Raw genomic sequence first — 18,244 nt, 5'->3', positions numbered from 1 at the left:
GCGCCTGTCGCGCATTAGGGTGCAGTACCGGGGTCGTGGCCGAGCGCGGCGACGTCCCGTCGTGTCGGGAGGAAACGCGGACGGTTATGGAATACAGGACAGTCGGTGCGAGCGGCCTGCGGGTTTCACGGCTCGGCCTGGGCACCTTGACGTGGGGTCGCGGAACGGACGGCGACGAGGCCGCAGCCCAGTTGTCGGCCTTCGTCGATGTGGGCGGCACGCTCGTCGACACCTCCCCCGCCTACGGGGACGGGGTCGCGCAACGGATCCTCGCCGAACTGCTCGACGACGTGGTGCCCCGCGACCAGCTGGTGCTCTCGGGCAGCTCCGGCATCGACACCTCCACACTCGGTTCCGGCCGGGTGGACTGCTCCCGCTCGGGCCTGCTCAACCAGCTCGACGCGACCCTGCGTGAACTCGGCACCGACCACCTCGACGTGTGGCAGGTCGCGACGTGGGATCCGCACACCCCCGTCGACGAGGTGATGGACGCCCTCGAATTCGCCGTGACCAGCGGGCGCGTGCGATATGTCGGGGTGCGCGGTTATCTCGGCTGGCAGCTCGCGACCGCCGCGGGGGCGGCCCGGCGTCCGGCGCCGCTGATCAGCACGCAGGTCGAGTACTCCCTGCTCGCCCGCGGGGTCGAGGAGGAGTTGATCCCCGCAGCCGCCCACCACGGAGTGGGTGTGTTCGCAGCGGTTCCTCTCGCCGGCGGTGTCCTCACCGGTAAGTACCGGTCGGGGGTGCCGGCGGATTCGCGGGGCGCCGACGACGTGCACACCGAGGAGGTGCGCCGCTATCTCACCGAATCCGCGGTGCGCGTGGTCGATGCGGTCGCCACGGCCGCCGACGGTCTCGGCACCTCGCCGCTGGCCGTCGCGCTGGCGTGGGTGCGCGACCGGCCGCACGTCGCCTCGACACTCGTGGGTGCCCGGGATCTCGCGCAGCTGACCGGAGTGCTGGTCGCGGAGGAGTTGGCGTTGCCGCCGGCGATCGCCGCGGCGCTCGACGACGTGAGCGCGTGATCCCGGCGACACCGCCCGCACCCTGCCTTTTTCCGGAAGGTTAGGCTAGCCTGCCGAGTACATTCGGTTCAGGCAATGTGAGGGAGGTCGGTCGATGGCCGCGACCGAAGTCGTCGGATTCGCCGAGCGCATCCGGCTCGAGACCCAGCAGGCCCACAGCGACACCGAGAACTCGGTGTTCGTCTCGGAACTGCTCGGCGGCAAGCTGTCGACCGAAGCCCACGCCGCGCTCATCTCGCAGACCTGGTTCGTCTACGACAGTCTCGAGCGGATCGGCCGCGGCTACGCCGACGACCCGATCGCCGGTCCCTTCCTCAGCGACGAACTGCTCCGCACCCCCGCGCTCGAAGCCGACCTCGATTTCCTCGTCGGCTCCGACTGGCGCGACCGCATCGCGCCGCTGCCCGCGACCGTCGCCTACGTCGACCGGCTCGAGCAGGTCGCGGCGGTGTCCCCGGAAGCCTTCCTCGCGCATCACTATCTGCGTTATCTCGGCGACCTGTCCGGCGGCCAGATCATCCGCCGCATGCTCGAACGCGCCTACGGCTACGAACGCGACGGGCTGCGCTTCTACATCTTCGACGGGATCCCGAAGACCAAGCCGTTCAAGGACGCCTATCGCGCGAAGCTCGACGCCGCACCGCTCGACGGCGACCAGCAGCAGACCGTCATCGACGAGGCGAACCTGGTGTACGGCCTCAACGGTGCGCTGTTCGCCGACCTCGCGCGCGATATCGACCGTTACCGGGTGCGTGCCTGACCGATGTTCCGTTCCCTCCTCCGCCTTCCGGTCGCGCTGATCGCGGTGCTCGGTGTCCTCGTCGTCGCCGCGTGCAGTGCGCCGACCACCGACGGCACGACCACCGATGTCGCGACGGGCCCGCGGACCGCCGTCGTCGACTCCGAACCCGAGCCGATCACCACCGACCCGGCGCCCGTGCTGCCGGCCACGGTGCGCGGCGTGGACGGGGTCGAGACCACGATCACCGACATCTCCCGGATCGTGGTGGCCGACCGCTCCGGCACCCTCGCGCAGACCGTGTACTCGCTCGGTCTCGGCGACAAGCTCGTCGGCCGCTCCACCGCGTCCTTCCCCGCGATCGAGGACGTCCCCAACGTCACCCCCGGCGGGCACGGTCTCAACGCCGAGGCGATCCTCGCGCTGAACCCGACCGTCGTGCTCACCGACACCTCCATCGGTCCGCTGGCGGTGCAGGAACAGATCCGCGCGACCGGCGTGCCCGTGGTGTTCGTCGATCCGGAACGCTCCCTCGACACCGTCGCCGACGACATCGAGGCGGTCGCGGCCGCACTCGGCGTCCCCGAGGCCGGTGCCGCGCTCGCGCAACGGACGCTCGACGAGATCGCCGCGGCGAAGGACTCGATCCCCGCCGACCATCCCGAACCCACCGTCGCCTTCCTCTATCTGCGCGGTTCGGCGATCAAGATGCTCGGCGGCCCCGGCTCGGGAGCCGATGCGCTCGTCGCGGCCGCCGGTGGTCGCGACGCCGGCATCCTCGCCGGCCTGGACTCACAGTTCGTGCCGATCACCAGCGAGGCGATGATCGCCTCGGCGCCCGACATCATCCTGGTGATGACGCACAGCCTCGACTCGGTGGGCGGACCGGATGGGCTCGCGCAGCTCCCGGGCGTCGCGCAGACCCCGGCCGGGAAGACGGGCACCATCGTGGACATGGACGATTCGACCCTGCTCAGCTTCGGCCCACAGACCGGCAAGGTCCTGGCCGCCCTGGTGGAGGCGTTCTACCCGTCGGACCGGTCGTGATCGCCGGATGTCCGTGAGCGAAGACGTCACCGAAGCCACCGGTCTGCCCGAACGGGCACTGCGGAAGGCCGGACGGGGACGCACCACCGTCGTCCTCGTCGGTCTCGTCGTCGCCCTGCTCGCCCTGGCCGTCGCGTCGGCGTGCCTCGGTCAGGTGCCTACGAGTCCCGCCGAGGTGGTCGGCAGTCTGCTGCACCGCATGGGGCTGGATCTCGGGCCGGTGCCCGCGCATCCCGCCGGGGAGGTGACCTTGTGGGAGGTGCGCTTCCCGCGCGTGGTGCTGGCGATGCTCGTCGGTGCCGCCCTCGGCTGTTCCGGGGCGCTGTTGCAGGGCATCTTCGCCAATCCCCTCGCCGAACCCGGAGTGATCGGGGTGTCCTCCGGCGCCGCTGTCGGCGCGTCCGCGGTGATCGTGCTCGGCGGCGCCTTCACCGCCGGCTGGGCGCTGGCCGGTGCCGCACTCGTCTCCGGTCTGATCACCACCGTGCTGGTCTATGTGCTGTCCCGATCGAACGGACGCACGGAGGTGGTCACGGTGATCCTCACCGGCGTTGCCGTCAACGCCGTCGCCGGCGGGCTCATCGCGTTCTTCACCTTCGTCGCCACTCCCGCTGCCCGCGATCAGATCGTGTTCTGGCAGCTCGGCAGTCTCGGGGGCGCCACCTGGGACATCGTCGCGGTGGTCGCCCCGCTGACCCTGGCCGGGGTGCTCGTCGCGGTGCTGCTCGCCCCGAAACTCGACCTGCTGGCGCTCGGTGAGAGCGTCGCCCGGCATCTGGGTGTGGACGTCGAACGCGTGCGGCAACTGTCGATCCTGGCGGTCGCGGTGCTGGTCAGCGGCGCCACCGCTTTCACCGGCATCATCATGTTCGTCGGCCTCGTGGTGCCGCATCTGATGCGCCTGGCGCTCGGCCCCGCCCACCGGGTGCTCGTCGTGGCGAGTGTGCTCGCCGGCGCAGTCGTCCTGCTCGCCGCCGACCTCGCCGCGCGCACCCTGGTCGAGAACGCCGACCTGCCGCTCGGCATGATCACCGCCCTCATCGGCGGTCCGGTCTTCTTCCTGATGCTCCGCCGCACCCGCGCGAAGCAAGGCGGATGGGCATGAGGCTGCTCCCCCGCTCCCTGGGATCCCCGGCGACCGCCGTCCCGGCCCGCTCGGCGCCCGGCACCGCGACGATGCGCGCGGTGGGGGTGCGACTGCGGCGCGGCGAGCGGGAGATCCTGCACGGTGTCGACTTCGAGGTGCGCACCGGTGAGGTCGTCGCGCTCGTCGGCCCCAACGGGGCGGGCAAGTCCACCCTGCTCGCGGCGTTGTCCGGCGACCATCCGATCAGCGGCGGCACCGTCGAGGTCGAGGGCCGTGCCCTCGAGCGGTGGTCGTCGATCGCCCTGGCGCGCCGCCGCGCCGTGCTACCGCAGCAGCACACCGTCGGTTTCCCGTTCACTGCCCGGCAGGTCGTACGGATGGGACGGGCCGCGTGGGCGCGCACCCCCAGACAGGACGACGACGACCGCATCGTCGCCGAGGCGTTCGGGACCTGCGACGTCGCCCATCTGGCCGACCGGCCGTTCCCTGCGCTGTCCGGCGGCGAACGCGCCCGGGTGGCGCTTGCGCGGGTGCTGGCCCAGGACACCGAGACACTGCTGCTCGACGAACCCACCGCGGCACTGGACCTCGGCCATCAGGAGGCGGTCATGCAGGTCGTGCGGGCCCGCGCCGACGACGGGCACGCCGTGGTCGTCGTGCTGCACGATCTCGGGTTGGCCGCCGCCTACGCCGACCGCGTCTGTGTGCTCGAACAGGGCCGCATCGTCGCCGACGGCGCACCCGGCGACGTCCTCACCGAAGAGCTGCTCGGCCGTGTCTACCAGTACCCGGTGGCGATCGGCCGCCACCCCGAGACCGGTACCCCGCTCGTGTTGCCGCGACGACCGAACCGCGACCGGTCCGCCTCGGCGCAGACCTGAGCAGCAGATCACATCCGGCCCGTCGGACGACCCACTGATTTCTTCCCCGCGACCGGCATCAGGAACACTGAAGGTCGGCGCGCCGGGCGCCGGAGCACGTCCGGCAGGTGCGAATCGAATCCGAGGACGAGGAGCAACGATGGGCAGAGCGGGGATCCGAGCGGTCACGATGGTGGGCGCGATCGCGATGGTCGTGCTGGCCGGCTGCTCGTCGGAGAGCACCCCGGACGTGCTGCAGACCATCGAACCCGCCACTCCTGCGGCCGCCCCCGAGGTCGGCCCGTCCCCTGCCGGCGACGTCCGTCCGCTCGACCTGCAGGTCGATGCGCTGGTCGTCGAACCGTCCACGGGTACCTTCGCCGCGCTCGTCGACGACGGCGCACGGGTCGCGTTGTTCGACGACACGGCGTTCGACGGGCCCGGGACGGAACCGCGCCTGGTGGGCCTGCCGTCGTCCGCCGCCACCGTCGTGACCGGCCCCGAGGGCAGTGTGCTCGCGCCCGTGTCCGGGGCCGTGCTGCGCATCGACGTCGCCGACGGCACCATCACCGAGGTCCCGGTCGACGGCAATGCCGCGTCGGCGGCCGTGCTGTCCGACGGCCGCTGGGCCGTCGGCACCGACGACGGCCGGGTGCTCGTCGTCGACCCCGAATCCGGCGAGGTGGCCACCACCCTCGGGGGCCTCGCCTCCGTCGACGCTCTCGCCGTGACCGGTGACGCCGTCGCGGCGCTCGACCGCCGGCAGACCTCCCTCACCGAGCTCGACCTCGCCGACGCCCATCTCGGGCCCGCGCTGCGCGCCGGCGAAGGCGCGACGCAGCTGACCACCGACCCGTTCGGACGCGTGGTGGTCACCGACACCACCGGCGACGAACTGCTCGTCTACACCCTCGACGCGATCGTCCTGCGGCAGCGTTATCCGGTCGGCCCCGCCCCGTACGCTGTGACCTACGACGAGACGCGGGACCTGATCTGGGTGACTCTGACCGGCAGCAACGAGGTCGTGGGCTACGATCTTTCGACCGGGATCCCGCGAGAACGCCACCGCTTCGCAACGGTGCGGCAACCGAATTCGATCGCCGTCGATCCGGCCGATGCGGCACTGGTGATCGCGTCGGCAACCGGTGACGGACTGCAACGGATCCCGATCGAAGGACAGTGATGGCGAACGAGCGACTCGGCCGGCTCACCCGGATGCCCGTCGGTTGGGACACCAGCAACGACGAATACGAATACGTGCCGCTCAAGCTGCCCCGGGACGTGTCCCGGGTGAGCGCGTCGATGCGTCTGGCGATCTCCGCCGAATTCCACGGCTGGGAACTCACCCGGGTGCGTCTGTATCCGGACGGGAGCCGGCGGGTGCTGCTGCGCCGCCGCAAGACCGCCCATCACGTCCCCGAACCCACCGTTGGTTGATAACAGATCCCGGACCGTCGTGGACCGGGCTTGCAGGGAGTAGTTCGTGTACCGCTATCTTCTTCGGCTCATGTTCCTGTTGCCGCCGGAACGAGCCCACCACCTCGCCTTCCTCGCGATGCGCTGGTCGACTCGCTTCGGGCCGCTGCGCGCCCTGGTGGCGAAAGTGCTCGTCACCGACGACCCCATCCTCCGCAACACCGTCTTCGGCGTGCAGTTCCCCACGCCGGTGGGTCTGGCGGCCGGTTTCGACAAGGACGCGACCGGTGTCGACGTGTGGGGGCCGCTCGGATTCGGGTTCGCCGAGATCGGCACCGTCACCGCCCAGGCGCAGCCGGGCAATCCGCAGCCGCGACTGTTCCGCCTCCCCGAGGACCGGGCGATCGTGAACCGGATGGGCTTCAACAACCACGGTGCCGGGGAGGCCGCCAACCGGCTGCGTCAGCGCCGCCGCACCGTCCCCATCGGCGCGAACATCGGCAAGACGAAGGTCGTGCCGGCCGAGCAGGCCGCCGACGACTACACCGAGAGCGCGCGACTGCTCGGTCCGCTCGCCGATTTCGTGGTCGTCAACGTCTCCTCCCCCAACACCCCCGGCCTGCGGGATCTGCAGGCCGTCGAGTCGCTGCGCCCGATCCTCGCCGCGGTGCTGGACACCGTCACCGTGCCGGTGCTGGTGAAGATCGCCCCCGACCTGTCCGACGAGGACGTCGACGCCGTGGCCGACCTGGCACTCGAACTCGGGCTCGCCGGCATCGTCGCCACCAACACCACCATCCGCCGCGACGGGTTGAACACCCCGCAGAGCCGTGTCGAGGAGATCGGCGCGGGCGGCCTGTCGGGCGCCCCGGTCGCCGAGCGCTCCCTCGAGGTGCTGCGCCGACTGCGCGTGCGGGTCGGCGATCGACTCACCCTGGTCTCGGTGGGCGGCATCGAAACCCCGGAGCAGGCGTTCGAGCGCATTCTCGCCGGCGCGTCGCTGGTCCAGGGCTACACCGGCTTCATCTACGGCGGTCCGTTCTGGGCGCGGCGCATCAACCGCGGCATCGCCCGCAAGCTGCGCGCGCACGGCTACCGCTCCATCGCCGACGCGGTGGGCGCCACCGCACGGGTCTGACCTGCAACGGACGGGGCCCGGGTCGTACTCGACCCGGGCCCCGTCCGTCACGACCTGTCAGCGCACCTCGTAGGTGCCGGTCAGCAGACCGCGGGCGATGGCGTGCCCGAAGACGTTGAAGCCGAGGAAGGCCGGGCTCGACTCGGGCGTGACACCCTCGAGCACCTCGACGTCGAGTGCGTGCACCGCGACGATGTAGCGATGGTGGCCGTGGCCGGCCGGCGGAGCGGCACCGATGAACCCGTGGGCTCCGCCGTCGTGGCGCAGCGTGACGGCCTGCTCCGGAAGAGCGTCCGAGTCGGCGCTACCCGCACCCGTCGGCAGTTCTGTGACCGAGGCGGGGATGTTCGCGACGGCCCAGTGCCAGAAACCCGACGCCGTGGGGGCGTCCGGATCGAACACCGTGACGACGAAGCTCTTCGTCTCGGAGGGGAAACCCGACCAGGACAGCTGCGGGGAGACGTCGCCGCCCCCGGGGATTCCGAACGCACCGCTGGCCTGCGGGAGTTTCCATTCCTCGCCCTCGGCGAAGTCCGCGCTGGTCACCTCGAAGGTGGGCAGCTCGGGCAGGAACTTGTACGGGTCGTAATCGAAAGCCATTCCGGTCCTTTCGTGACGTTTCGTGTGTTCTAGGCGTGCATGAGGAAGTGTTCCATGACCCGGGTGCCGAAGCGCAGTGCCTCGACGGGGACACGCTCGTCGACACCGTGGAACAGCGCCGCGAAGTCCAGATCGGGCGGCAACTGCAGCGGCGCGAAACCGAAGCAGCGGATACCGAGCTTGGCGAACGCCTTGGCGTCGGTGCCGGCCGAGAGCATGTACGGCACCGTCCGGCCGATCGGGTCGTGCGCGAGGATCGCCGCGTTCATCGCGTCGACGAGGTCGCCGTCGAAGGTGGTCTCGTACGGCTCGAGCCCGGTGATCCACTCCCTGGTGACGTTGGGGCCGATCAACTCGTCGACGGTGCGTTCGAACTCGGCGAGCCGGCCCGGCAGGATGCGGCAGTCGACGACGGCGTGCGCGGTGCGCGGGATGACGTTGGCCTTGTACCCGGCGTCGAGCATCGTGGGGTTCGCGGTGTCGCGCAGGGTCGCGCCCACGATGCGGGCGATCGACCCGAGCTTGGCGAGCGCCCCCTCGAGATCCGGCGAGGCCGGATCGAAGTCCAGGCCGGTCTCCTCGCTCACGACGGAGAGGAACTCGGCGACGGAATCGTTGACGACCAGCGGGAAGGTGTGTGATCCGAGCCGGGCCACCGCGCGGGAGAGGACGGTGACGGCGTTGTCCTCGTGGAGGAACGAGCCGTGCCCGGCGACACCCGTTGCGGTCAGGCGCATCCAGCGCATGCCCTTCTCGGCCGTCTCGACCATGTACAGGCGACGTTCGGTGCCGTCGGGGCGCGGCACGGTCAGGGAGAACCCGCCGACCTCCCCCACGGCCTCGGTGACGCCCTCGAACAGCTCGGGCCGGTGCTCGACCAGCCACTGCGAACCGAACTTGCCTCCGGCCTCCTCGTCGGCGACGAACGCGAACACCAGATCGCGCGGGGGCACGATGTTCTCGACCTTGAAGTAGCGGGCGACGGCGATCATCATCCCGACCATGTCCTTCATGTCGACCGCGCCGCGTCCCCACACGTAACCGTTCTCGACGGCCCCGGAGAACGGGTGCACACTCCAGTCCGCGGCTTCGGCCGGCACGACGTCGAGGTGGCCGTGGAGCATGAGGGCACCGCGGCTCGGGTCGGAGCCGGGAAGCCGCGCGAAGACGTTGCCGCGGCCCGGCGCTCCGGATTCGACGTAGGTGGTCTCGTAGCCGACCTCCTCGAGCACGGAGGCCACCCATTCGGCGCACTCGCGTTCGCCGCGGGTGGTGGTGGGTTCGCCGGTGTTGGAGGTGTCGAACCGGATGAGGCGGGAGACGAGGTCGACGACCTCCTCCTCCGCCCGGGACGGCTGGTGGGCGCTCATGTCATTGGCCATGGCCGTATGTCTACCACCGCCCGTCCACCATCTCGACAGTTCGGATCACCGCAGGTGGAGGTGGCGATTTGGGACCGTGGGCGCGGTGGGTTACTCTTTCACAGCGCCCACGACGAGCGGGCGCGAGCATCAGGTCCGAGTGGCGGAATGGCAGACGCGCTAGCTTGAGGTGCTAGTGTCCTATTAACGGACGTGGGGGTTCAAGTCCCCCCTCGGACACTCTGAGTCGAGACAGACGACGAAGGCCCCGAACATCATGTTCGGGGCCTTCGTCGTTGTCGGGAAACGATCGAACGGGCGACAGCCGCTACCGCTTTCGTCAGCCGCGGCGGCGGTTGCCGTAGCGGCTGACGAATCAGCGCGCGGATCCATACGAGGTCCGGCTCGTCGAGTACCGCGGGCGCGCCTGAAGTGCCGTTTTGGGGATCGGGCGCCCCATGCGCTACTGTTTCTTCAGCGCCCGCGGGAGCGGGTTCTACCGACATGCCCCGCGTGGGCGTCGGTCCGAGTGGCGGAATGGCAGACGCGCTAGCTTGAGGTGCTAGTGTCCTATTAACGGACGTGGGGGTTCAAGTCCCCCCTCGGACACTCCGAAACCCGAAGGCCCCGAACCGATATCGGTTCGGGGCCTTCGGTTCGTCCGGGGTCCGCTCAGTCCCGGCGGCCCTTGCGGAAGTACCGGATCGGACCGAAGAAGTTCACCGCGATGGTCAGCGCCCAGCGCAGTTTGCTGCCGTTGATCTTGTCGGCCGGTCGCCTCGCCAGATCGACCCAGGCCGTGATGGCGAGCGACAACTGCACCACCGCGAGGAGGACCACCAGCGCCTGCTGGGGGCGGCTCAGTTCGGCGAACTTCTTCTTGGACAAGGGGGAGCTCGGGCTCATCGTTCCTCCGGTACCTGCACGGGAATTCGGACACGATCATCCTGCCCGATACGATCGGGCATACAGCAGCACACGGAAAAAGGCAGATGAACCCCCACAGCGACACCACCGCCGAGCCCGCCACCGACGGCTTCACCCGCATCGACCCCGACGATCTGGCCACCTGCCTGCGGGTGCTCGACCAGGCGGCGGGTCTCGACGCCGAGCATCCCGACGCGATCACCGTGCAGCGGGCCGTGGGGCACATGTTCAAGAAGTTCAAGCGGTTGCGCCGCAACGAGGCCCGCAAGCAACGCGTCGACACCGACCGTCAGGTGCTGTCCGCGACCGCCACCGCCTCCCCCACCCGCATCGACGACGAGACCGCCGGACTCCCGCTCGCGTCGGCGACGCGCGGTGCGAGCGCGGGAACGCTGCTGCGTCCGCGGCACTGCTACATCTGCAAGGACAAGTACACCCGCGTCGACGCCTTCTATCACCAGTTGTGCCCGACCTGCGCCGAGGAGAACCACGCCAAGCGCGACGCGCGCACCGATCTGCGGGGTCGTCGCGCCCTGCTGACCGGCGGGCGCGCCAAGATCGGCATGTACATCGCGTTGCGGTTGCTGCGCGACGGCGCGCACACCACCGTCACCACCCGGTTCCCCAACGACGCGATCCGCCGCTTCACCGCGATGGAGGACAGCGGCGACTGGCTGCACCGGCTGCGCATCGTCGGCATCGACCTGCGTGATCCCGCCCAGGTGGTCGCCCTCGCCGACGATGTGGCCGCGCAGGGTCCGTTGGACATCCTCATCAACAATGCCGCGCAGACGGTGCGCCGCTCCCCCGGTGCCTACTCGGCGCTCGCCGAGGCGGAGGCCGATCCGCTGCCCGCCGGCCCTCGCCCCGAGGTCCTGACCTTCGGCAAGCCCTCGGACGCCCACCCGGCCGCCCTGGCCGGGTCGCTGCCGGCCGAGTTGTCGGCGCACTCGCTGACCTCGCTGGCACTGGTGGCCGGCTCGGCGACACCCGAGCGGGTAGCGGCCGGCGTCGCCGTCGACGCCGGCGGATTGCTGCCGGATCTCGTGCACACCAACAGCTGGGTGCAGACCGTCGGCGAGGTCGAGCCGCTGGAACTGCTCGAGGTGCAGCTGTGCAACTCGGTGGCGCCGTTCATCCTCGTCAACCGTCTGCGTCCGGCGCTCGCCGCATCCCCGGCACGCCGCAAGTACGTCGTGAACGTCTCGGCGATGGAAGGGCAGTTCGCGGGTCGCCGCTACAAGGGCGCCGGGCATCCGCACACCAACATGGCCAAGGCCGCGCTGAACATGCTCACCCGCACCAGCGCCGAGGAGATGCTCACCGACGGCATTCTCATGACCGCCGTCGACACCGGGTGGATCACCGACGAGCGGCCGCACCACACCAAGATGCGGCTGGCCGAGGAAGGCTTCCACGCGCCGCTCGATCTCGTGGACGGCGCTGCCCGCGTCTACGACCCGATCGTCCAGGGCGAGACCGGTACGGACCTGTACGGATGCTTCCTCAAGGACTTCCGCCCGGCACCCTGGTGATCCGGACCCCGAAATTCGGGGAGACCGGTTCCACACCGTCGATCGTGGCCCGGCCTCGGGGCCGCGGCGATAATGGAGGACGTCCCCGCAGGCCCGCACGAGGAGAGTCATGACTGTCGCTGTCGTTCACGCCGATACCCCCGAAGGCCGGATCGCTCTGCAGGCCGCGGTGCGGGAGGCCGCCGACCGGCAGCAGTCGCTGGTGGTGCTCCACCCGCTCGACGAACCCGACGAGGTGGAAGGCGTGCGGGCACAGGTGAGCGAGGTGGCCGGTACCGACGGCTGGGAGTTGCTCTCGGCCGTCCACGACGGCGATCCGGTCGGCACGACCGTCGAACTGCTTGCGCGCAGCGGCGCCGAACGCGTGGTCATCGGCAGCCGCGGGCGCACCGCGACCGGCAAGTTCCTCGTCGAGCGGGCGGTGCAGCGGCTGATCACCGAGTCGTCGGTGCCGGTGCTCGTCATCAAGGCCGGCTGAGGCGCCGCCCGCCCTCCGATAACCGCGTTCGTTCCGCGGCCGTTCGTTCTACCCTGGGCACATGGCGTTCCGAGTGATCGCCGACCTCACGGCCTTCGTGCATCTGCTGTTCGTGCTCTACGTCGCGTTCGGTGGTTTCCTCGCGTGGCGGTGGCCCCGCACGATCGTCGCGCACGTCGTCGCAGTGGTGTGGGGAGCGGCCTCGGTGGCCGTGGGGTTCGACTGCCCGCTGACCGCGGTGGAGAACTGGGCCCGCCGCGAGGCCGGCCAGGAAGGTCTGCCGCCGAGCGGGTTCATCGATCACTACCTCACCGGGGTGATCTACCCGGAGTCCGCGCTCGGTTCGGTCCGCGCCCTCGCCGCGCTCGCCGTGCTGATCTCGTGGGTGGTGCTGTGGCACCGGATCCGTGTGACGAAGGTCGCCCCGAAGACTTACTCCTGAGTAGGGTGGGGGCATGACTGTCTCCCGGGATCTCGACATCGTCGTCTACGGCGCCACCGGCTTCGTCGGGCGCCTCACCGCCGCCTATCTCGCCGAGAACCTCCCCGACGGCGTCGCCGTCGGACTCGCAGGACGTTCACGCACCAAACTCGAGAAGCTCGCCGCCGACCTCGGAACCGACTGGCGGCTGATCGAGGCGAACGCCGACGATCCCGCCTCGCTGACCGCGCTCGCCGAGTCCACCCGCGTGGTGATCACGACCGTCGGTCCCTACGCCACGTACGGGCTGCCGCTCGTGCAGGCGTGCGCCGAGGCCGGCACCGACTACGTCGACCTCACCGGCGAGGTGCTCTTCCACCGCGAGAGCATCGACCGCTTCGACGACGTGGCCCGGCGCACCGGCGCCCGCATCGTCCACTCGTGCGGTTTCGACTCCGTCCCGTCCGACCTCGGCGTCCATGCGCTCTACCGCGCCGCGGAGGCCGACGGCAACCTGCCGCTCACCGACACGACGTTCGTGCTCGGCTCCTTCCGCGGCGGGGTGAGCGGCGGAACCATCGATTCGCTCCGGCAACAGCTCGACGCGATCCGCAAGGATGCCGCCGCACGGAAGATCGCCGCGCGCCCGTACTCGCTGTCCCCCGATCCGGCTCGGGAACCCGACCTCGGTCGGCAGAACGACTTCGCGTTCGTCGACGGCAAGTCGGTCGCCCCGGAGATCTCAGGCCGGCTCGCTCCGTTCGTGATGGCCTCCTACAACACCCGCATCGTTCGACGCAGCAACGCGCTGCGCGACTGGGCCTACGGACGCCGGTTCCGCTACCGGGAGGTGATGAGTGTCGGCTCCTCGCCGCTGTCCCCCGTCCTTGCCGGGCTCGTCGGACTCGGGACGGGCGCCCTTGCCGCCGGCCTGTCGTTCCCGCCCACCCGGTTTGTCCTCGACAAGCTCCTGCCCGCGCCCGGTGAGGGACCGTCGGAGAAGACCCGCGAGAACGGTTACTTCACGGTGGATCTGTACGCCTCGACCGAGTCGGGTGCCCGTTACACCGCACGGTTCTCCGCGCAGGGCGACCCGGGTTACAAGGCCACGGCCGTGATGCTGGGCGAGTCCGCCCTCTCGCTCGCCCTCGGCGGCGCGGCCCTGCACGCCGGCGGCGGCGTCCTCACCCCCGCGGTGGCCTTCGGGGACGTGCTGACCGAACGGCTCCGCGCGGCCGGTTTCGAGATCTCCGCGCGCCGCCTCGGATGACCTCGCGTCCGGCGCGCCGACCGGGGCGCGCCGGGCCCGCCGAGTGTGGCTCCGCCGCGGGAACGGGCTATGCTCGACCGGACCGAACGATTCGCGCGCGGAACGAGACCTGAGGACGTGACCATGGCTGCGACGAGTACCGAGATGGCTCCGGCCGCTCGTCTCGCGCTCATGCCGTTCTGGCCGACCCGTCGCGGTGCCTGCTTCGATTGTCTGTGTTGCACCCGGGAGTGTTGCTGAGCGCTTCGGCGCTCGTCCAGCTTTTCGGGTTCTTCCAGCTTTCGGAGCCAACGCATGTTCAATCTGCTCATCTTCACGCTCGTCGGTGTCGGCGCACAGCTCGTCGACGGCGCACTCGGCATGGCCTTCGGTGTCACCGCGACCACCCTGCTGCTGTTCAGCGGTGTCGGTCCGGCGCACGCGAGCGCCGCGGTGCACCTCGCCGAGGTGGGAACCACCCTCGTCTCGGGTGCTTCGCACTGGCGTTTCCGCAATATCGACTGGAAGGTCGTGCTGCGGCTCGGCGTGCCCGGTGCCATCGGCGCCTTCCTCGGCGCGACCGTGCTGTCGGGGCTGTCGACCGAGGCCGCCGAACCGGTGACCGCCGGGATCCTGCTGGCCATCGGCGTGTACGTCGCGTTGCGCTTCTCGGTGCGGCCTCCTGCGGTCGCGCATGCCCGCACCTCCCCGCACACCGCGAAATTCCTGTCCCCGCTCGGATTCTTCGGTGGGTTCATCGATGCGAGCGGCGGTGGCGGATGGGGACCGATCACCACCAGCACTCTGCTCTCCCGCGGAAAGACGGCGCCGCGCACCGTGATCGGATCGGTGAGCGCCTCGGAGTTCCTCGTCGCGGTCGCGGCGAGCATCGGTTTCCTGTTCGGGCTCGGGCACGACTCGCTCGGCAATCTGGTGATCGTCGCCGGTCTCGCCCTCGGCGGTGCTCTCGCGGCGCCGGTCGCGGCGTGGCTGGTCAGCCGGGTCCCCGCGACGCTGCTCGGTACCGGTGTCGGCGGTGTCATCGTGCTGACCAACGCGCACAAGCTCGCCAAGACTGCCGACCTCTCCGGCGCGGCGCTGGCGGTGCTCTACCTCGCCATCGTCGCTGCCTGGCTCACGCTGCTGATCGTGTCCTGGAAGCGTTCGCGCCTCACCGCCGCGGAGAAGAGCGGTTCGCTCGAACCGCTGGCGCAGCCGACGCCGGTGGCACTGCTCGAAGGCGCCGACGCGACGCCCCTCGCCGGGGCCCGTCCGGAGCCTCGGGAGGTGCCCGGACACAACGAGACTCGCCTGAATTCCACCCCGTCACCACGCTCCTCCGACGGCGCTTGATAATCGCTATTATGCCCGCGTGCGACAAAAGCGAATACATACTGGTGCCTTCGTCTTCCTCACCGCCGGCGCCGCTCTGACGGCCTGTTCCTCGGACGATTCCACGGTCGGCATCCGCAACGCAGCCGACATCAATTCCCCGACGTCCACCTCCGCCGAATCGCCGTATCTGGTGAAGATCGCACAGAGCTTCCCCAGCTGCGAGGCCATCGGCGCGACCCTCGAGCGCTACATCGACGGGCTGACGCCCGCTCCCGGCGGCATCGTGAGCACCCAGCGCGTGAACTGCGTGTGGGAGGCCGGAGCCGGCGAGCCGCCCTCCGGACTCCGTTCCGTCGAGGTCGTCGTCGAACCCGAGACCGTCACACCCGCCACCGCGGCGAAGACCGGCCTGGTGGTGCTTCCCGATCCCGCCATCGAAGCGGCCGGCGGATTCGCGCACAGCATGCCGATCAACATGGCCGGCACCGCCTTCACCGCGACCGGCGTCGAACTCCCCCAGGCCTCCGTGTCGATCACCGTCGGCGGCCGCGATGCCGCGATGGTCCTCGATCCGGCGGGCGGCGTGGCGGTCGCCAAGCAGCTTCTCGGGCTGTAACGCACGGTGTCGCGGCCCTCGACCGCCCGGGCGGAACCAAGATCACATACAACTCGTACGGACGCTACGATGCGCCGTGTGAATCTGACCCGATACGCGGTCGCATCCGCGACCCTCGCCGGCGCTCTGCTCCTCGGAGCGTGTTCCTCCGGCGACGACGCCTCCTCCGACACCGCCTCGGACGCCGACTCCGCAGCCGTCGACACCACCTTCGACGCCGACACCGTCGGCGAACCGACCGGCCTCGGCAGCGACATCCTCGCCCGCTTCGAATCGTGCGACGATGTCGCGCCCGCCGTCGCCCCCTACATCGAAGGCCTGAGCCTGCGTTCGTCGAGCGGCGTGGACGAGTACAGCGTCTACTGCGCGTGGGAGACCCCGGACACCGCGACGAACCTCGACGAGATCCGGTCGGTGGAGATCGTCCTGGCACCCGGATCCGGAAACGTCCCGTCGGCGAGCGACCTCGAAACCGGCGGTCTCGAATTGCTTCCCGACCCCGACATCGAGGCCGCCGGCGGCGTCGCCTACACCATGGGAGAGGCCGTCTCGGTCGCCGCCGTCTCGGTCACCCAGATCCAGCTGCCCGACGTGGAGGTGTCCATCACCGGCGGGCAGTGGGGCGACTACCCGTCGCTCGACGCCCCGACATCGGTGACCGTCGCCAAGGAACTGCTCGACCTGTAGGCCCGTCCGCGCCGATCGTGCGCGGTGAGCACACCGCGCACGATCAGGGCCTGGGCCGCGATGTAGGTGGCCATGATCCACAACCCCACGGCAGGCAGATCCGCGTCGACGAAGGCACGCGCGGCGATGAGCGCATCGGAGACGACGAAGAGCATCGCGCCGACCGCCGCCGTCCGGTTCAGACCGGTGGCGAGCACCGCCATCGCCGCCAGACACGACGCGTAGACCGCCATCGGGACCACGAGAATCCCTGCCGCCGAAGCGCACACGGCGACCATGGCGATCACCGCGAGGGCGTAGAGACCGACCACCCACGGGCGGGTCCGCACCACGCTCGACCGCCGGTACGGCCGGAACGCGACGATGTAGGTGAGCTGGGCGCACAGGAAGAAGCCCACCAGCACCAGGAACGAGGCATCCCCCTCGACGAGATCGGGCGCGGTGTCCCCCAGCCACGAGAACCCCAGCGCCACAAGCGTGCCCACGACCAGCCGGTCGCGCGGTGCGGACGTGACGAGGACGAGTCCGAGCGCGAGCAGCGGCATGAGGAACCACTGCGAGACGTCGGTGAACGCCGAATCCGGCGCGAGAACCTGGAAGACGAGATGAGCCGCCGCGACGATCGCGAACGCACCGAGAACGGTGGCGGCGATCGTGCGGCGGCTCATGGGATCAGGAGTCCTCGCCGGACGTTCCGGGGTCGTTCACCCCGTCGAAGGCGTCGAGCAGGCGTTGCGCGGCGAGCGCGGCGGTCAGCGAACCGTCGCGCACCCCGGCCTCGACATCCTTGCGGATCGCCCGCACGCGCGGGGAGGTCTCGAGACGACGCAACAGCTGGTCGTGCACCATCGTCCACGTCCAGTCCACCTGCTGACGGCGCCGGTTCTCCTCGAACATGCCCGCCTCGGTGAGCACCTTCTTGTGCTCGAGCACGGTGTCCCAGAAGGTGTCCAGACCGTTGCCGGTCATGCCGCTCATGGTGATCACCGGCGGCTTCCAGATCGCGTCGTGCGGATGCACCATGCGCATCGCGCCGGCGAGTTCGCGGGCGGCGACCCGCGCGTCGCGTTCGAACTCCCCGTCGGCCTTGTTGACGGCCACCAGGTCGGCGAGTTCGAGCACGCCCTTCTTGATGCCCTGCAACTGGTCGCCGGTGCGGGCCAGGGTCAGGAAGCAGAAGGTGTCGACCATGTTCGCCACGGTCACCTCGGACTGCCCGACACCGACGGTCTCGACGAGGATCACGTCGAAACCGGCGGCCTCGAGCAGCACCATCGTCTCGCGGGTGGCCTTCGCGACCCCACCGAGCGTGCCGGCCGAGGGCGACGGGCGGATGTAGGCGTCCCGCTGCACCGCGAGACGCGCCATCCGCGTCTTGTCGCCGAGGATCGAACCACCCGTGCGGGTCGACGACGGGTCGACGGCCAGCACCGCGACCCGATGCCCCTGCTCGAGCAGATACATGCCGAGCGCATCGATGAAGGTCGATTTGCCGACACCGGGCACACCCGTGATACCGACACGAATCGCGTTGCCCGCCTTCGGGAGCAGGCGCAGCAGCAACTGCTGCGCCCGCTCCCGATGGTCGTCGCGGGTCGACTCGATCAGCGTGATCGCCCGCGCGAGGCCGGCCCGCTCGTTGGCGAGCACGGCCTCGGCGAGGGCGTCGACGTCGATCTGCCGTCGGCGGGTCTGCGCGGCGCCGGCCGAGGTGTCGCTCATG

Annotated in this window: 20 protein-coding genes and 2 tRNA genes; 17 read left to right on the top strand and 5 right to left on the bottom strand. The window is 70.1% G+C overall.

Features of this window, described 5'->3' with window-relative positions:
* Window positions 1-86: 86 nt before the first annotated feature.
* From ACPCXD_RS18715 to ACPCXD_RS18680, 8 genes are all read left to right on the top strand, one after another.
* A complete protein-coding gene (locus tag ACPCXD_RS18715; RefSeq protein ID WP_258259473.1) occupies window positions 87-1,025 on the top strand; it encodes an aldo/keto reductase in 939 nt (312 codons plus the stop codon).
* A 94-nt stretch (window positions 1,026-1,119) separates the two neighbouring features.
* A complete protein-coding gene (locus tag ACPCXD_RS18710; RefSeq protein ID WP_423660732.1) occupies window positions 1,120-1,785 on the top strand; it encodes a biliverdin-producing heme oxygenase in 666 nt (221 codons plus the stop codon).
* Window positions 1,786-1,788: 3 nt separating this feature from the next.
* On the top strand, window positions 1,789-2,811 hold the full coding sequence (locus ACPCXD_RS18705) for a heme/hemin ABC transporter substrate-binding protein (protein WP_413767379.1): 1,023 nt from the start codon (window positions 1,789-1,791) through the stop codon (window positions 2,809-2,811).
* Window positions 2,812-2,818: 7 nt separating this feature from the next.
* Window positions 2,819-3,916, top strand: a complete 1,098-nt coding sequence (locus tag ACPCXD_RS18700; RefSeq protein WP_423660729.1) for a FecCD family ABC transporter permease — start codon at window positions 2,819-2,821, stop codon at window positions 3,914-3,916.
* Window positions 3,907-4,779, top strand: coding sequence for a heme ABC transporter ATP-binding protein (locus ACPCXD_RS18695; protein WP_423660728.1), 873 nt, complete (start codon window positions 3,907-3,909; stop codon window positions 4,777-4,779). The genes ACPCXD_RS18700 and ACPCXD_RS18695 overlap by 10 nt, the downstream gene beginning before the upstream one ends.
* A 139-nt stretch (window positions 4,780-4,918) precedes the next feature.
* Entirely contained in the window at window positions 4,919-5,941 is a 1,023-nt protein-coding gene (locus ACPCXD_RS18690) for an NHL repeat-containing protein (RefSeq protein ID WP_423660726.1), read from the top strand.
* A complete protein-coding gene (locus ACPCXD_RS18685; RefSeq protein ID WP_006551956.1) occupies window positions 5,941-6,195 on the top strand; it encodes a DUF5703 family protein in 255 nt (84 codons plus the stop codon). Before ACPCXD_RS18690 ends, ACPCXD_RS18685 begins: the two co-directional genes overlap by 1 nt.
* 46 nt (window positions 6,196-6,241) lie before the next feature.
* Complete coding sequence (locus tag ACPCXD_RS18680; protein WP_160875100.1) at window positions 6,242-7,312, top strand: quinone-dependent dihydroorotate dehydrogenase; 1,071 nt, start codon at window positions 6,242-6,244, stop codon at window positions 7,310-7,312.
* 57 nt (window positions 7,313-7,369) lie between these two features.
* On the opposite strand, the gene ACPCXD_RS18675 is transcribed toward ACPCXD_RS18680, so the two are convergent.
* Together ACPCXD_RS18675 and ACPCXD_RS18670 are read right to left on the bottom strand one after the other, a co-directional pair.
* Complete coding sequence (locus ACPCXD_RS18675) at window positions 7,370-7,912, bottom strand: YbhB/YbcL family Raf kinase inhibitor-like protein (RefSeq protein WP_160875098.1); 543 nt, start codon at window positions 7,910-7,912, stop codon at window positions 7,370-7,372.
* A 29-nt stretch (window positions 7,913-7,941) separates the two neighbouring features.
* Window positions 7,942-9,294 (bottom strand): M20/M25/M40 family metallo-hydrolase, encoded by a 1,353-nt coding sequence (locus tag ACPCXD_RS18670; RefSeq protein WP_160875096.1) that lies wholly within the window; start codon window positions 9,292-9,294, stop codon window positions 7,942-7,944.
* A 133-nt stretch (window positions 9,295-9,427) separates the two neighbouring features.
* On the opposite strand from ACPCXD_RS18670, the gene ACPCXD_RS18665 reads away from it, so the two are divergent.
* Together ACPCXD_RS18665 and ACPCXD_RS18660 are read left to right on the top strand one after the other, a co-directional pair.
* Window positions 9,428-9,513 (top strand) — tRNA-Leu (locus tag ACPCXD_RS18665).
* A gap of 283 nt (window positions 9,514-9,796) precedes the next feature.
* Window positions 9,797-9,882 (top strand) — tRNA-Leu (locus ACPCXD_RS18660).
* A 63-nt stretch (window positions 9,883-9,945) separates the two neighbouring features.
* Here the strand turns inward: ACPCXD_RS18660 and ACPCXD_RS18655 are convergent.
* Complete coding sequence (locus tag ACPCXD_RS18655) at window positions 9,946-10,179, bottom strand: PLDc N-terminal domain-containing protein (protein ID WP_160875094.1); 234 nt, start codon at window positions 10,177-10,179, stop codon at window positions 9,946-9,948.
* Window positions 10,180-10,265: 86 nt separating this feature from the next.
* Between ACPCXD_RS18655 and ACPCXD_RS18650 the strand changes: the two genes are divergently transcribed.
* The 7 genes from ACPCXD_RS18650 (at window position 10,266) to ACPCXD_RS18620 (ending at window position 16,521) form a co-directional block, all read left to right on the top strand.
* Window positions 10,266-11,735, top strand: a complete 1,470-nt coding sequence (locus tag ACPCXD_RS18650; protein WP_423660722.1) for an SDR family NAD(P)-dependent oxidoreductase — start codon at window positions 10,266-10,268, stop codon at window positions 11,733-11,735.
* A 109-nt stretch (window positions 11,736-11,844) separates the two neighbouring features.
* A complete protein-coding gene (locus ACPCXD_RS18645; RefSeq protein WP_006551545.1) occupies window positions 11,845-12,213 on the top strand; it encodes a universal stress protein in 369 nt (122 codons plus the stop codon).
* 61 nt (window positions 12,214-12,274) lie between these two features.
* Complete coding sequence (locus ACPCXD_RS18640) at window positions 12,275-12,655, top strand: DUF2784 domain-containing protein (RefSeq protein ID WP_423660720.1); 381 nt, start codon at window positions 12,275-12,277, stop codon at window positions 12,653-12,655.
* Between the two features lie 13 nt (window positions 12,656-12,668).
* Complete coding sequence (locus ACPCXD_RS18635; RefSeq protein WP_423660718.1) at window positions 12,669-13,904, top strand: saccharopine dehydrogenase family protein; 1,236 nt, start codon at window positions 12,669-12,671, stop codon at window positions 13,902-13,904.
* A gap of 294 nt (window positions 13,905-14,198) precedes the next feature.
* Complete coding sequence (locus tag ACPCXD_RS18630) at window positions 14,199-15,236, top strand: sulfite exporter TauE/SafE family protein (RefSeq protein ID WP_423660716.1); 1,038 nt, start codon at window positions 14,199-14,201, stop codon at window positions 15,234-15,236.
* A 19-nt stretch (window positions 15,237-15,255) separates the two neighbouring features.
* On the top strand, window positions 15,256-15,834 hold the full coding sequence (locus tag ACPCXD_RS18625; RefSeq protein WP_016693110.1) for a hypothetical protein: 579 nt from the start codon (window positions 15,256-15,258) through the stop codon (window positions 15,832-15,834).
* A gap of 69 nt (window positions 15,835-15,903) precedes the next feature.
* On the top strand, window positions 15,904-16,521 hold the full coding sequence (locus tag ACPCXD_RS18620) for a hypothetical protein (protein ID WP_088899302.1): 618 nt from the start codon (window positions 15,904-15,906) through the stop codon (window positions 16,519-16,521).
* Here ACPCXD_RS18620 and ACPCXD_RS18615 read toward each other — a convergent pair.
* Entirely contained in the window at window positions 16,461-17,189 is a 729-nt protein-coding gene (locus ACPCXD_RS18615; RefSeq protein ID WP_088899303.1) for a lysoplasmalogenase, read from the bottom strand. The two genes, ACPCXD_RS18620 and ACPCXD_RS18615, sit on opposite strands and share 61 nt — an antisense overlap.
* A 4-nt stretch (window positions 17,190-17,193) precedes the next feature.
* Window positions 17,194-18,243: a methylmalonyl Co-A mutase-associated GTPase MeaB gene (gene meaB, locus ACPCXD_RS18610; protein WP_088899304.1), complete on the bottom strand. Its 1,050-nt coding sequence runs from the start codon at window positions 18,241-18,243 to the stop codon at window positions 17,194-17,196.
* Window position 18,244 lies beyond the last annotated feature (1 nt).

This window comes from Rhodococcus sp. AB351 (genome assembly GCF_049538275.1).
Classification (GTDB): domain Bacteria; phylum Actinomycetota; class Actinomycetes; order Mycobacteriales; family Mycobacteriaceae; genus Rhodococcus.
The sequence above is the reverse complement of the archived record's forward strand: the minus strand, read 5'-3'. Positions and strand labels throughout refer to the sequence as shown.